Source organism: Paraburkholderia sp. GAS33, from assembly GCF_050436645.1.
GTDB classification, from domain to species: Bacteria; Pseudomonadota; Gammaproteobacteria; order Burkholderiales; family Burkholderiaceae; genus Paraburkholderia; species Paraburkholderia phenazinium_B.
Genome location: NZ_JBNDMP010000007.1, coordinates 379,480 through 394,021 on the forward strand (window position 1 = coordinate 379,480; position 14,542 = coordinate 394,021).

Below are 14,542 nucleotides of genomic sequence, written 5' to 3' on the forward strand. Positions count from 1 at the left end.
CCGGTGGAGGGCCCGCCAGACAGCGTCAATGGACCTTCGGGAAGCCGTGACGTTCGGCGAGCAGCGCAAGAATGCGGTTGGTGTCGGTGACGAAACGCTTGCTGCCTAGCGTCTGCGCGTCGTCGGGCACCGGCGCCTCGTCGCCGAGGATCAGCACGGGCAGGCCCTGATGATCCGCATCGAGCGCCTGGATCGCCACCTCGCGTGGACGCGCAAACGGCAAACGCTGGATGTCGAGGCTGGCGCTCTTCGATGGGTCGCTTGCAAGAAGCCCTTCGATGGGCGCGCCATGGGGGCAAATGAAGCGCTCGCCAGGATGCTTCGGATCGGTAAAGCCCGGTTCGAGGAGTAAGAGAAGGTCTCGGCTCATGATGTGCGGCGGATCCATAGGGGATGAGTCGAACGATTCTCAACCCTCGAACGGCATCACGCCACGAATAAATCTGCACAAGGATATGCGGCCAGCAACTTAAGGAAATCAAAACCGATTCGCAAGCAGCTAAAACACCCGTCCCTCGGTCAGATGTGTGGTCACGCCGTTCAGTTCGTAATCGCCGATCACCCGCGCCTTATGCAGCAGCGGGTTATGACTGAAGATCGTGCGCAGATTGCGCCAGTGGCGATCGAAGTTGTGCGAGCGCGCCGTGGCCGACGCTCCGCCCACCTCGAACAGACGTTCGCCTGCATAGAGTGCCAGCTTGCTCACGACCAGTTGGGTCTTGGCCGTGGCGAGCGCACCTTCGAGCACCAGTTCTTCGGCATTGCTCACGCCTTTGCGGATCGCGTTCGCCGAGCGGTCCAGCGTGCGCGCATTTTGCTGCACCAGGGCGTCGATTGACAGACTATGCGCTGCGAGGTCGCCGATCACCTGTTGCACGAAACCATCCTCGCGCGCCGAGGGCGCAGGGCTATGCAACACGGGCCGGCCGAACTGCGTCACGTAGCGTCGCGCATCGGCCACGATGTTGCGCACAATCCCGGCAGCCACTGCCACCAGATGCAACTGCCGCAACGCGCCGCCGTGCCGTCCTGCCAGCGTGGTGCTCCCACGTGCGGCGATTTCATGCGTATAGACGCGCACATTGTCGAGCACGAGGCCGCCGCTTGCCGTCATGCGCTGGCCCATGCCGTCCCAGTCATCGAGAACCTGCAGACCTTCACGTGTCACCGGAATCACGATCTGCATGGTCTCGTCATTCTCATCCTGCACGTTGATGCGCGCATAGTCGGAAAACGCGGTTCCCGTCGAATAGTATTTGCGACCCGACACGCGATAATGTCCGCCGTCGCGTACCAGTCTGGTGGTGATTTCGCCAGGACGTGCGGTTCCGAGTTCAGTAGATGCTCCGCCAAAGATCGCACCCTTCTGCAGGCGTTCGATCTGAATATCGTTGAACGTAGAGCGCGGCGAGAGCACCAGCGACTCGGTCAGGTCGTAATGAATCCGCAAGGCGTGCGCCACATTGGACTCATGCGCAGCCAGAGTGGTGACGACATGAAACAGGTCTTCCAGCGTCCCACCTAAACCGCCCCACTCCAGCGGAAGACGCAAGACACCCAGCCCCGACTCGCGAAACAGCGTGAATGCGTCAAACGGCAACTCACGCCTGGTTTCGCGCTGCGCGGCGTCTTCGCCGATCGCTTCAGCCAAAGCCGGCAACGCGGATAAAGCCGCGTGGAGCCGCGACTGTGCGGCGGTGTCGTTGGAGACCTGCATGCCTTCATTCCTTTTTGAAAACGCACGGACCGGGCGTGTCCGGCTGCAAGGCGGCGATCGAAACGATCGAGCCGCGGATTCAGTTTGCCGAAGCAACGGGTCAGTATAGGAATGTGATGCGCAGCGCAGAACCACAGATTTGAGCTATGGATATGCGTGAGTATGGATTGGAGGGCGTTGCAGGTGCCGTCAGCTCGCGTTCGGCGCTTTGGCGTGATCGTCGCCCATGCGTTCAATGAACCGCTCGGCCGCTAACGTGAACGAGTGTTGCCAGATCTGCTCAGCCAAAACGAAATCCTTGTCCTTGATTGCCTTTGCGAGCGCCTCGATCCTCTCGAGCGCGTCCTTCTCGCGATCTGTATAGGTCATGCTCAACAGATTGTTGAAGCGCACCACCTCGGCCGTCAACTCCTCGAAATAGCGCGCGGTCTTCTCCAACTGGCTCGCCTTGACAATAGCGTCCTGAAACTCAAGGTGATTGTTGATCGAGGCGTTCTGGTCCGGCTCCTTGGCAAAGCGCAATGCGTTGCGCGTGAGCCGCTCGAGATCGCGGATGACGCTGCCCGTGAGCAGTTCAGGTTTCGATGCCAGCGCGCGCAGTGCAATCGTCCCTAACGCCGAGCGGATTGCATACACCTCGAGAATGTTTTCCGGATTGATCTCGGCGACGATTGCACCACGGTTGGGCCGTACTTCGACGAAGCCCTCCCGGCTAAGACGCTTCAGCGCCTCCCGCACCGGGTGCCGCGAAACGTTTAGCTGGTCTGTCAACCGGCTTTCAATCAGCCGGGTGCCTGGCGCAAAACGCCCCGAGACGATCGCGTCCCTGATCTGCATCGCGGCATACTCGACGCTATCGAGCGCCACTTTCGGAGCGAGGCCGCCCACCTGTGCCTTTGTTTTCAGAACCACCGCGAGATGCCTTTAAAAAATGTCGATAATCGACATTGTACGGCAGTTCGGCAACAGCGCAGATAGCGAGATTCAACACCTTCAGGCGCCATGTGGGACGCCAAAAATCAGATCCGACACCGGCGGCCGTATCAACTCCAGCCGCCATCCACCACAAAGCTCTGGGCGCTGCACATGCGGCTGTCGTCGGAGGCGAGCCAAAGCGCCATCCGCGCGATATCGTCCGGCATGACCAGATCCTTGAGGCACTGACGCCGTTGGATTTCGGCCTTGCCTTCGTCTGTGACCCATAGTTCGAGTTGCCGCTTCGTCATCACCCAGCCGGGCACGAGCGTATTCACGCGGATTCCGCGCAGACCGAGATCCCGTGCGAGGCCGCGCGTCAAACCTTCGATAGCCGCTTTGGCCGCAATGTAGATCGGCATCCCGCCAAGTCCTACGCGCCAGCTGAAGGAGCCGACATTGACGATCGACCCGCCGCCGGAGCGGACCATGCCGGGCACGACCGACTGCGCGCAAAAGAACAGGTGCCGCAGATTCAGCGCGATGCGTTCGTCGAAATATTCGACGGAGACGCTTTCCAGGTCGTGCCGCTCATCGTGCGCGGCGTTGTTGACCAGCGCCTCGATATCGCCATGCTGTGCGCAATGACCGGCGATCGCGCTCTGCACTGCGGCTATATCGCAAAGATCAACGTGCAAAAACACCGGTTTCCTGTTTTCAGGCGCGTCCAGCTTGTCGAGCAGCCAGCGTGCCGCCGCTTCATCACGTTCGATAAACACAACCCGTGCGCCCTGGCGCCAGAACTGCTCGACGTGCGAGGCACCGATGCCTCCACCGCCGCCTGTCACCAGCACATGGCGATCTACAAGACTGGGATATTGCGCGAATTTCATTGGAAACCCTCCTGTTCAAGCAACACGCCAGGATCAGGCCTTGACGAGCACCTGCCCTTCAAGCCGCTCCTGGCCGATCCGCTCGATCGGACCCAATTCCTTTTCGACCAGCGGTAAAACCTCAGAAACAAACCGTTCCAACGAACGACGGGCCCGTTCGAGCGGCATGCACCCAAACTGGAAATTGCAGGCGTAGTGCGTCGGATTCAGGCGGCGCAGATCCTGGACGATCCGCTCGGCTACCTGTTCTGGAGTGCCAACGACTGTGTTCGCCGCATACTGTTCAATCGTCTGCTCCCCGTCGAATGGCTCGTCGCTAATGAAGCTGCCGTCCATCGGGAGATCGTTAAAACGAAGGTGGTTGGCCATGCGACCCACATAGCGCGCACGCTCACCGGCCTCGAGTGCTTCCGCGCGGCTGTCCGTGACATGCACGTACTGCATGATGGCCAACGGCTTCGTTTTCGGATCGACACCGACCGCCTGCCAGTTCTGATCGAGCTGATCGACCATCTTGTACAGCACCGGCGAACCGAGCGTACTGGCGGCAAGAAACGGTGTGGCGTTGCTGTTGCGGATTCGCTCCAGCAGCGGAATCTGGCTGCTCGTGACATACACCGGCGGTATCGGGCTCTGCAGAGTCCGCACGGCAAAGGTCGACCTGGGCACCGTGATGTATTTACCTTCGAATTCGACCTCGCCATTGAGCAGCGCGCTCTCGACGACGTTCCAGTACTCCAGGAACATCTCCACTTTTTCCTCGATAGGCAGGCGGAAACGCTCGAATTCGAACTGCTGGTAGCCCGTGCCGACTCCGATTACCGCGCGCCCTTCCGACTGGATGTCGAGCAGCGCGATCTCCTGGGCAACCCGCACGGGGTTGTAGAGCGGCAATACGATCACCCCCGTACCGAGCTTGATGCGTTTGGTCCAGCCCGCGGCGTAGGACGCCATCATCAGCGGCGACGCACACATGGAATAGTTGCAGAAGTGATGCTCCGCGAACCATGCCGTGTCGAAGCCCAGATGTTCCGCGGCCTGCACCATCGTTTTCGTATCGCTCATCACACCAGCGGCCCCTTGCGGATGATCACGCAGGGTCATGAGGCTGAAAATTCCGAATTTCATCCAACTCTCCAGATTACGTTCCAATCAAAACCGCTACCGTTCATGCTGCTGCGGCTGCGAGCGCCGCCGTAGTGACGTAGGTCCCGTCCTGGTAAATGAGGGGACTGACCTCTTCGGCAAACCGGACCTCTTCGACCTTGCCGATCACGACCACATGGGTCCCATATCTGATGGTCTCTCCGACGCTGCAGAGCAGATTGGCCTGCGCGTCGGTGAGGTAGGGGATACCCAGAGTGTCGCCTTCCCAATGGCCCGCGCCAAAACGCTCCGAACCCTTGAGCTTTCCCCCAAACGCACTCGACACATCCGCATGCGAGCGTTTGAGGACGTTCACATAGAAGCGCCCTTCGGCCATCAGCGGTCCGATCACCGACGACGACGTATTCAGGCACACCACCATCGAGCAAGGCTCCAGGGAGAGCGAGGTAACGGCCGTGGCCGCCATGCCGAACCACCCACCGTCGCGAGCGCAACTGATCACGCTGACGCTGGCAGCCAGTCTGCGCATGCATTGACGGAATCCATCGTTAAGCTCGCCGGTACTCATGACATCTCTCCACAGTGGATCGGTTGCCTTAAATATTGCAGATTATCTACAATCCGTCAACGTGATTCTGGGCCTTGTTGCGGGGCCCGATCGCGAAGTTAGAGGGAAATTCCGCCGTCGATAATGACCGTTTGACCCGTCATCATCCGTGCGCCGAAGCCCAGGTAGGCAATCGTTTCGGCGACGTCCGCCGTGGTTGCCCAGCGCTTGAGCGGCGTCTTTTCGATCGATTCCTTCCTGTGTTCCTCAGTCCAGCCGATCCCCCACGAACTTTCCACTACGCCCGGCGCAACGGCATTCACCCGAACATTGGGCGCAAGCGAACGGGAGAGGTTTTTGGTCAGATTGATCACCGCCGCCTTGGACGCGCTGTAACAGATGCTGCTGCTCACCGAGCCGAACCCGGCAATCGAAGCCGTGTTGACGATCGCACCTTTCGCTTCGGCCAAAGCCTTGGCAGCGAACTTCGAGCAGCGAAACACGCTCATGAGGTTGGTATTCATGATGACCGTCCAGAGATCCTCGGTGACAGAGTCGAGATCGGCGATCGGAATCGGTTTGCTCACGCCCGGTACGCCGGCGTTATTCACGAGAAGATCGAGACGTCCCAATTGTTCGATGGCCGTTCGGACCATCTCTTCCGCGCTACCCGGGTTGCCTACGTCGCCCGGCGCCGCAAACGCCGTGCCGCCGCTTGCCTGAATGCTTTTCACGGCCTCCGGACCACGCGGATCGTTCGGTAGAAAGTTGATAGCCACGGCGGCACCGGAGCGTGCGAGCAGCCTCGCCGTTTCCAGGCCTATGCCCGACGCGGCGCCGGTGACCAGTGCCGCGCGATTTTTAAGGTCAAACGAAATCATGGCGCTCCTTGGTTGTGCAGATGGATGTTGCCGGGCGAATGCACGCCCTTCGTACTTCTGATTGATTACCTTTCGACTGTCGTCACGCTCTCGAATCGCGCTGCAAAAACCGCTGGGTTCTCTCATCGCGAGGACTGCCGAGCACTTCCGCCACCGTGCCAACCTCGCAGACCTGTCCCGAATGGAGAAAGGCGACGCGGTCGCCGGACTGGCGCGCAAACGAAATGTCGTGAGTCACGACGACCATGGTCATGCCTTCGGATTTCAGCAGACGCATCGTGTCGAGCACTTCGCCAACCAGTTCTGGATCCAGTGCCGACGTCACCTCGTCGAACAGCATGTACGCCGGTTCCATGGCCAGTGCGCGGGCAATTGCCAGACGTTGCTGCTGACCGCCCGACAGCCGCGTCGGCAACAGATCCGCCTTGTCGCCGAGACCCACGTGCTCCAGATGCTTCTTCGCGATCGCGCGGGCGTCGCTACGGCTGCGTTTGGCGACCAGCCGTAGCGCAAGCATGACGTTCTCCAGTGCAGTCAGGTGCGGAAACGCGTTGTACTGCTGAAAGACAATTCCAAGCTTCTGTCGCAGGCGATTCAGGTTGGTGTCCTTCGCATGAACATTGATACCGTCGACCGTGATCGATCCCCCCTGAATCGGCTCCAGCCCATTGATGCACTGAAGCAAGGTCGACTTGCCCGAGCCACTGGCGCCCAACAGGCACAGCAGCTCGCCTTTTTTCACGTCCAGATCGATCCCTTTCAGGATCTCGACCTCGCCGAACTTCTTATGGACCGAACGGATTTCGATCATGATGCGATGCCTCTTTGCAAATGAGCGCTGTAACGCGACACGGGATAGCAGATCACGAAATAGAACAGCCCGACCCCAAGCAGCAGCGGCAAGGTTTCATTGGTACGCGAGATGAGTATCTGCGCCGACTTCATAAACTCGACGTATCCGACGACGCTCACCAGCGCCGTATCTCTCGTCAATCCAAGCAGAAGCCCAATCCATGCACTCAGCCCCGTGCGCAGTGCCAGGGGCGCGGAGATATGGAAGAGCGTCTGGAAATAGCCCATGCCGAGCGAGCGTGCCGCACGGATGTATGCGTACGGCACCGATCCGAGCGAGCCCCGCACCACTTCGGAGGTCACCACGGTCATGGACGAACTCAGGACAATGATGCTCAACCAGAACGTGCTGAACGCGTTGCCAGACATCGAAAGCGCGCTGTTGACAAGAATCAGCTGGATGAGCAACGGAACGCTGCGCGTGATATCGACGTAAGGAGTGGTGACGACACGGATTCCCGGCGACACATGCCGAAGCCAGCCGAGGACGATGCCTCCGCACGTTCCGATCCCCCCCGCAAGGACCGATACGAGCAGGGTATGGAGCGCCCCGATGAGCAGAAACTGCGCGTCGCTCCAATGAAAGCCCTGATCCGCCAGAATGAACTGCATACGCTAGGTCCTCAAGGCACGACGAAACACGATCTTCGAGCCGAACTCGATGGCCTTGGCAAGCACGTAGTAGATACCCGCGGTCACCAGGAAGAATTCGAAACTCCGGAACGAGACTGACTGTGCCGCGTTGGCCGCACCGGTCAACTCCCTCAAACCTATCAGCATGCCTAAGGATGAATTCAGCAGTGCCCACACAGCCTGATTGATGAACGCCGGAAACACGTGGCTGAAAACCTGCGGGAAGATCACCTTGCGGTATGCCTGCCACTGGCTCATGCCCAGTGAGCGAGCGGCTCTCAGTTGTTGCGGAGGAACGGCAACCAGGCCCCCGCGGAAGATCTCGGCGAGGTAGCCCGCGTTGTTGAAAGTCAGCGCAATCAGCACCGAGGCGAAACTCGAGATGTTGATGCCGAGGGCGCCGACGCCGAAGTACATCATGTACACCTGAAACAGCGTTGGTGTGTTTCTCGCCACCTCGATCCATGCCGACGAAAATTTTCCGGCGACGCCCCGCCCATTCTGTCTTGCAACCGACAGCGGCATGGCCAGCAGCGTTCCGAACAAGACTGAGAGACACGTGATCTCGACTGTCAGCCGCACTCCGCTCAACAGTTCGGGCCATGCATCCCACACGAGAGACCAGTAAAAGGTATAACCAGACACATGTACTCCCAATCAGACGCAGTCCCGACGTGCCGCAATCGCGGGTTCAGTAGTCGACGCCCTTGAGATTGAGCGGTGCCGGCTCGCCCGGCGCGATGTACTTGTTATACAGTTCCTTGTACCGGCCCGATGCCACCTGATTCCAGACAAACAGCTTCACCCACTGCAGAAACTGATAGTCGTCACGCTTGACGGCGATCGAATCCATGTCGGACAGGTCTGCCGTTCCGCCCACGACGAACGTCGGAAACTTTCCGCTCTTCACCAGCAGGTCGGCGGTGGACGCCGAGACCAGGATCGCATCGACCTTCCCCTGCTGGAGCGCCAGATAGGCCTCGGTATCGGAGGCGAAGCCGGTATAGGTCGTCTTCGGGTTCTTCCACTGGGCGATGGACTTGTTCAGAAACTGCTCGGTCGAGGTGCCATTGACGCCGCCCAGAGCGTGTCCCTTCATACTGTCATACGACTGGATGCCTGCGCCTTTCCGGGCCAGCACGACGGTCACGTAATTGATGTACGGCTGGCTGAAGGCCACGCTGATGCCGCGCTGCGCGGTATTCGTGGTCGACGCAATCAGCACGTCGATCCGGTTCGACACCAGCGCCGGGATACGGTCAGGCGACGGCGTTTCGACAATCTCGGCCTCGGCGCCGAGCGCCTTCGCCATATCCTGGCAATACGCCACGTCGAAGCCATCGGGCTTGTTATCGGGCGTCCGGAAACCCGCGGGCGGCGAGTCGAGCATGACGCCGCAGCGCAGTTTCTTCGCCTGGATGACAGAATCCAGCGTCGATCCATAGCCCGGCATCATGAGCGCCGCAAGGCCAAGCGCGACCACCGCGCGGACAACCATACTAACTTTTGACATGTCCTATCCTTTGCTGGGTAAGCAAACCGCTAGTGATCGCGGCGCACTTCACTGGGATTGAGAGGCAAACGCACGACCCGCCACCGCCCGTCCAGACGGTCAACCAGTCAGGCGACACATCTAAATTAAGTAGATTGTCTACAATTGTCAACCAGACAAAAACCCCATGCAGGGGTTCGCCGCGCCTCAGGGCTTTTTAGTTTCAGCCGTTTTCGCCCGAGGCCTCGTAGGCGCGTTCTTCTTCAATTTGGTCTGGTTATATTCGATCGCGGCGCGTACAAGGGCTTTCAAGGCACGGTCATTGACCTTATCGCCCTCGAGAAAGTCGATCGCCCGTCTCATGTTGCCTTCGAGCCCCGCGTTGAACAGCTTGTCCGGATCCGCCAGACTCGCCCCGTGGGCAAAGGTGACCTTCACCTTCCCTTTGTGGGCATTGGCCACCGCGATCATTCCGTCGCGCGACCACACCGGGCTGCCCATCCACTTCCATTCCTCGATGATCTCCGGATCCGCCCCAAGGATGCTCTTGCGAACGCTGGCAAAAGTCTTACCGCGCCAATCCGTCAGCCCTGCGATCAGTTCGTCAATGCGTTCCGATGGATTCATTGGCTCTCCATGCCTCCAGTTCCGGTGTCGTCCCGTTCAATCACAATCGTAAATGTAGCGGCTGCACTGGAAGATTGTAAGCGAACGCTGGTACGACACCCGTCGCGGCGGCCTGGTCAGATCTGTTCGCTCAGACGAAACACACTCTCCATCGGCTGCCAAGCGGTTTTCTCGGCATGAGGCAAGGGCTGCTGGAAGCTCGCCATCAGCGTCTCCCATTCTTTCACTCGCGGATGCGTGCCCGGCCCGATGACCAGCTGCTCCGGCGCAAATCCGGGATCGGCGTCGATTAGCATGACCAGGCGGTTCTCGCGCCGCCAGATGGTCATGTCATGAATACCCGAAGCCCGAAGATGTTCGAGCACCTCGGGCCATACTTCCCGGTGATAGCGGTCGTACTCTGCCATCATGGCCGGGTCGTCGCGAAGATCGAGGGCGAGACAGAAGCGCATGCGACACTCCATGACAGGGGCAAACGGCAGGCTACGCGTGTACTCAGGCGTCGACCGGCGTGTCGAGCTCTACGTGCAGACGCTGTTGCGCGCGAATCGCGTCCCAGTCCCAGTCGATACCGATTCCTGGTGACGCCGGCGGTGTGGCATACCCCTGCTCCACCACGATCGAAGTGCCAGTCAACGAGTCCAGCTGAGGAATGTACTCGAGCCAGCTTGCATTGGGTACGGCCGCGCACAAGCTTACGTGCAGCTCCATCAGGAAGTGCGGACAGATCTCTATGTTCATCGCCTCGGCAATATGCGCAACCTTTAGCCACGGCGTAATGCCGCCCACGCGGGCAACATCCGCCTGAACGATCGAGCATGCATCCGCCTTCACATACTCGGCGAACTGCGCCGGGTGGTAAAGCGATTCGCCAACCGCAACCGGCACCGTCGTCGCAGCACACAGACGCCGATGCGCGTCGAGGCTTTCGGCGGGCATCGGCTCCTCCAGCCATGCGAGCCGTAGTGGTTCAAACGCGTGCGCCCGTCGCAGCGCTTCGGCCAGCGTGAATCCCTGATTGGCATCGACCATCAGTTCGAAGCCGTCGCCCACAGCCGAGCGCACGGCAGTCAGGCGGGCGGCGTCCTCCGACACATGCGGGCGCCCTACTTTCAGTTTCGCGCCACGGAACCCCTCGGCTTGTGCCCGCAGCGTCTGCTCGACCAGTTCGTCTTGCGACAGATGCAGCCAGCCACCCTCGGTCGTGTAGGTGCGCACACGCTGTTGCGCGCCGCCGGCGGCAATCCACAGCGGCAGGCCCGCCACGCGCGTATTGCGATCCCATAGCGCCGTATCGACGGCGGCCAGTGCGAGGCCGGTGATCGCGCCCACCGCGGTTGCATGCGTATGGAAGAACAGATCGCGCCAGATTGCTTCGTACTCCGCGGGATTGCGGCCTATCAGCCGCGGCACGAGATGATCGTGCAGCAGCGCGACGATCGACGAGCCGCCGGTGCCGATCGTGTACGTATAGCCGGTTCCGCTACTGCCGTCGCTGCAGCGAATCGTCACCAGAATGGTTTCCTGCACGACGAACGACTGGATGGCGTCCGTGCGCCGCACTTTCGGCTGCAGGTCGACCTGCCGGATTTCGACGTTTTCGATAACGGTCATGGTAGTTTTATCCTTTGACGCCGCCGAGCGTAAGCCCCGCAATCAGGTGTTTCTGAACAATGAAAGTCAGCACGATGGCCGGAACGATGATGATCACCGCCATCGCGCACATGCCGGCCCAGTCCACCGTGAACTGCGCGGTGAAGTCCATCAGGCCGACGGGGAGTGTTTTGGTATCGGGACTGCGGCACAGTTGCGAGGCCAGCGCGAATTCGTTCCAGCTCGTCAGGAAGGCGAAAATCGCCGCCGACGCCACGCCCGATCGCGCGAGCGGCAGCTCGATATGCCAGAACGCCTGCCAGCGGGTGCAACCGTCTATCTGGGCGGCCTCGGCGAGTTCCGCCGGCACTTCGCGAAAGAAACCGTCGATCAGCCAGACGGTAAACGGCACGTTCATCGCGAGATACACGATGATGACGCCGATGCGCGTATCGAGCAGACCTGTCCACGCCCACAACATGAAGATCGGCAACGAAAGCGCGATGCCGGGAATGGCGCGTGTGAGCATCAGGACCACGAACAGTGTCTTCTTGTGGCGGAACTCGAAGCGTGCAAACGCATAGCCGCCTAACACGCCGACCACGATCGCGGCGCAGGTGCTCGCCAACGAGATCAGCATCGAATTCACAAAGTACTGACGAATCGGCAGCGAGGCCATTGCACCGAAGCCGAACATGTTGCGGAAGTTGTCGAGCGTATAGCTGCTGGCATCGGAGAGCGGCTGGTTCGACAGGATCGCCACGTTCGAGCGAAATGCGTTGAGCACAACCCACAGGCCGGGCAGGCAGATCACCGCCATCACGATGAAGACGGCGAACCACAACGCGGCCCGCCTGAGCGGCGCCCCTGGCGAGGAAACCCGGTAATCGCGTTCAATAGTCGTGCTCATGATGTTCAGGCGGGTCCCATATGTCTGCGTGCGGCATTTAGCTTGCGGAAGAAGTACAGCGTGAACAGCACGGAAACGAGCACCGACACATAGCCGATTGCATTCGCGTAGCCCATATGCGAGTCGTCGTAGGCGATACGGCCCACCATCGTCCACAGTAGTTCGGTGCGCCCGCCGGGACCACCGTTCGTCATGATGCGCACAATGTCGTAGGCCCGGCCGACATCGAGCGAGCGGATCGTCATTGCGATGTAGACGAAAGGCATCAGATACGGCAGCGTCACATAACGGAAGGTTTGCAGCGGCGTGCAACCGTCGACTTTGGATGCTTCGATCGGATCTTTCGGCAACGCCATCAGCCCGGCAAGCAGGATCACCGCGAAAACGGGTGTCGAGTTCCAGACCTCGGCTGCGACCAGCGAGGCCAGCGCCGAATTCGCATTGACCAGAAAGGGAATCGTGCTTTTCAGGCCGAACAGTGTTTGCAGAAGATGATTGACCACGCCGGTGCTATCGTTGAGCATGAACTTGAACTGAAAGCCGACCAGCACCGGCGAAAACATCATCGGGAACATCATGACGGTGCGCAAAATACGCTGGCCTTTGGTGACCTCGTTGAGCAGGAGCGCGATGCCGAGGCCCAGCACGAGTTCCAGATTCAAGGCAATCGTCAGGAACAGCACCGTGCGGCCGAATGCGGCCCAGAAATCTTCGTTGGCAAAGGCACGCAGATAGTTGCGCAGACCAATGAAATGCCAGATCGTCTCAGGCTCGATCAGGCGGTAAGCGGTGAAGCTCGTGTAGAGCGAAAACAGCAACGGCAGCACGACAACGACCGCCACGGAGAAAAACGCCGGCAGCAGCAGCTTGAGCGGCAAAGCAATACCCTCATGAGAAACCGGCACGAGAGCGGGTACGGCAGACGAATCTTGAAGGTTGGATCGCATGGTGTCGTGGAGCTGGAAGCAGATCGCCCCGCACGGCGCAGCGTGCATCGTGCGGGGCGTGCGGTACCTTTATCGCTAGTCGGAGGCGTCCTGCATGATGTCGGAGACCTTCTTCGCCGCGTCGTCGAGCGCCTGCTGGGACGACTTGTCGCCAATCAGCGCCTTCTGCAGTTCGGGCCACAAGGCATTCGAGATTTCGTCCCACTGCTGGATGCGCGGCGGTGTAAAGGCATCCTGACGTGCCGCCGTGCTAAACACGGCGATGGCATTCGCCATGTAGGCATCGTTCTTCGCCTGGAACTCCTTCACAACGGCCTGCTGCGCATCGACGCGCGACGGAATCGTGCCGAGGCGCGCCTCCACCATCTGCGAATCGAAACTGGTCAGGAATTGGACGAAGCTCGCGGCGACCTCCGGACGATCGCAGCTCTTCGTGATCGAGAAGCTATGCGATCCGGACCAGCCAGGCCGCTTGTTGGCGGCACCGAGCGGCGCCGGCACGACGCCCACATTGCCCGCGATTTTGGAGGTCTTCGGATCGTTGTAGAACGACGCGAAGCCTGGCCAGTCGAGATCCAGCGCTACCTTGCCGGCGGCAAAGTTATTGCCGAGGTCGTCCCAGACGTAGCTCGGCACGCCCTTGGGCACCGCACCGGCCTTGTAGAGATCCACAAACCAGTTGAGCGTCTTGACGCCAATCGGCGAGTTGAACGCGGCACGGTTCTTTGCATCGAGCAACTGTCCGCCATTGGCGATCAGCAGTGAATAGAACGTACCCGTAATCGCTTCGTCCTTGCCGGGAAACTGCGTGCCGTAGAAATTTGGCGCCTTGGTAAAGAACTTGGCCTGCTGGGTGAATTCCGCGTAGGTTTTCGGTGGCGCGAGCGTCTCTCCGAACTGCTTGCTATAGGCGGCCTGGTTGGCCGGATCGCCGTACGCAGTCTTGTCGTAGTACAGCGCTTCGATATCGACCGAGCGCGGAATCTGCACCAGATGTCCATTGATCTCCGAGGCCTTCAGCAGGCTCGGCGAAAACGCGGCCAGATAACTCGCAGGAAAGAGTCCCTTCAGATCACGGAAGATCGGGTACTGGGCGGAAAAATTGGTGTGATTCGACGACACGCAATAGTCGATATGGCCAGATGCGATGTCCTGCTTCAGTTCGCGATCCAGCTCGAAGTGACTCTTGCGCGAGATGATCTCGACTTTCGCACCAGTCTGCTTTTCCCACAGCGGAATGCGCGTATAGAGCGCCTCGTACTGCACACCGCCGATCAGCTTGACCCGCAGTGTGTAGCCTTTGTATTCGTCGTCGGCATGAGCGAGGCCGGACGCAACGATGCCCGCGAGCGCGAGCACCGAAGCGGCGAGCCTGAACATGGTCGGCATGGTTGGATAGCGCATCATTGTCTCCTCTTTTATGAGTTC

Annotated in this window: 17 protein-coding genes; all 17 read right to left on the bottom strand. The window is 59.9% G+C overall.

From position 1 onward, the window contains the following. Window positions 1–25: 25 nt before the first annotated feature. Entirely contained in the window at window positions 26–370 is a 345-nt protein-coding gene (locus P3T24_RS23145) for a DUF3088 domain-containing protein (protein WP_074266061.1), read from the bottom strand. A gap of 129 nt (window positions 371–499) precedes the next feature. Then, window positions 500–1,717, bottom strand: a complete 1,218-nt coding sequence (locus P3T24_RS23150) for an acyl-CoA dehydrogenase family protein (RefSeq protein ID WP_429438146.1) — start codon at window positions 1,715–1,717, stop codon at window positions 500–502. A gap of 189 nt (window positions 1,718–1,906) precedes the next feature. Continuing rightward, window positions 1,907–2,629 carry a GntR family transcriptional regulator gene (locus tag P3T24_RS23155; protein WP_217272807.1) on the bottom strand — a complete coding sequence of 241 codons (723 nt, stop codon included), beginning with the start codon at window positions 2,627–2,629 and terminating at the stop codon, window positions 1,907–1,909. Window positions 2,630–2,760: 131 nt separating this feature from the next. Beyond that, entirely contained in the window at window positions 2,761–3,525 is a 765-nt protein-coding gene (locus tag P3T24_RS23160) for an SDR family NAD(P)-dependent oxidoreductase (protein WP_429438149.1), read from the bottom strand. Window positions 3,526–3,558: 33 nt separating this feature from the next. Continuing rightward, window positions 3,559–4,653: an LLM class flavin-dependent oxidoreductase gene (locus tag P3T24_RS23165; RefSeq protein ID WP_429438151.1), complete on the bottom strand. Its 1,095-nt coding sequence runs from the start codon at window positions 4,651–4,653 to the stop codon at window positions 3,559–3,561. Between the two features lie 40 nt (window positions 4,654–4,693). Further along, window positions 4,694–5,200: a flavin reductase family protein gene (locus P3T24_RS23170; protein ID WP_074264506.1), complete on the bottom strand. Its 507-nt coding sequence runs from the start codon at window positions 5,198–5,200 to the stop codon at window positions 4,694–4,696. A gap of 98 nt (window positions 5,201–5,298) precedes the next feature. Then, window positions 5,299–6,060 (bottom strand): SDR family NAD(P)-dependent oxidoreductase, encoded by a 762-nt coding sequence (locus P3T24_RS23175; RefSeq protein WP_074264505.1) that lies wholly within the window; start codon window positions 6,058–6,060, stop codon window positions 5,299–5,301. Window positions 6,061–6,142: 82 nt separating this feature from the next. After that, window positions 6,143–6,871 (bottom strand): amino acid ABC transporter ATP-binding protein, encoded by a 729-nt coding sequence (locus P3T24_RS23180; protein WP_074264504.1) that lies wholly within the window; start codon window positions 6,869–6,871, stop codon window positions 6,143–6,145. Continuing rightward, window positions 6,868–7,524 carry an amino acid ABC transporter permease gene (locus tag P3T24_RS23185; RefSeq protein WP_429287000.1) on the bottom strand — a complete coding sequence of 219 codons (657 nt, stop codon included), beginning with the start codon at window positions 7,522–7,524 and terminating at the stop codon, window positions 6,868–6,870. The genes P3T24_RS23180 and P3T24_RS23185 overlap by 4 nt, the downstream gene beginning before the upstream one ends. 3 nt (window positions 7,525–7,527) lie before the next feature. Beyond that, window positions 7,528–8,190, bottom strand: coding sequence for an amino acid ABC transporter permease (locus tag P3T24_RS23190; protein ID WP_074264502.1), 663 nt, complete (start codon window positions 8,188–8,190; stop codon window positions 7,528–7,530). A gap of 46 nt (window positions 8,191–8,236) precedes the next feature. Beyond that, the gene (locus P3T24_RS23195; protein ID WP_074264501.1) at window positions 8,237–9,058 is read right to left on the bottom strand and encodes a transporter substrate-binding domain-containing protein; all 822 of its coding nucleotides are present in this window, start codon (window positions 9,056–9,058) and stop codon (window positions 8,237–8,239) included. A 186-nt stretch (window positions 9,059–9,244) separates the two neighbouring features. Beyond that, entirely contained in the window at window positions 9,245–9,664 is a 420-nt protein-coding gene (locus tag P3T24_RS23200; RefSeq protein ID WP_429438153.1) for a DUF1801 domain-containing protein, read from the bottom strand. Window positions 9,665–9,780: 116 nt separating this feature from the next. Further along, the gene (locus tag P3T24_RS23205; RefSeq protein ID WP_429438156.1) at window positions 9,781–10,116 is read right to left on the bottom strand and encodes an L-rhamnose mutarotase; all 336 of its coding nucleotides are present in this window, start codon (window positions 10,114–10,116) and stop codon (window positions 9,781–9,783) included. Window positions 10,117–10,159: 43 nt separating this feature from the next. Continuing rightward, a complete protein-coding gene (locus P3T24_RS23210; protein WP_429438158.1) occupies window positions 10,160–11,278 on the bottom strand; it encodes a mandelate racemase/muconate lactonizing enzyme family protein in 1,119 nt (372 codons plus the stop codon). A gap of 7 nt (window positions 11,279–11,285) precedes the next feature. Continuing rightward, window positions 11,286–12,167 carry a carbohydrate ABC transporter permease gene (locus P3T24_RS23215; RefSeq protein ID WP_429438160.1) on the bottom strand — a complete coding sequence of 294 codons (882 nt, stop codon included), beginning with the start codon at window positions 12,165–12,167 and terminating at the stop codon, window positions 11,286–11,288. A 5-nt stretch (window positions 12,168–12,172) separates the two neighbouring features. Further along, window positions 12,173–13,114, bottom strand: a complete 942-nt coding sequence (locus P3T24_RS23220) for a carbohydrate ABC transporter permease (protein ID WP_429438163.1) — start codon at window positions 13,112–13,114, stop codon at window positions 12,173–12,175. 75 nt (window positions 13,115–13,189) lie between these two features. Beyond that, complete coding sequence (locus P3T24_RS23225; protein WP_429438166.1) at window positions 13,190–14,521, bottom strand: ABC transporter substrate-binding protein; 1,332 nt, start codon at window positions 14,519–14,521, stop codon at window positions 13,190–13,192. Between the last annotated feature and the right edge of the window lie 21 nt (window positions 14,522–14,542).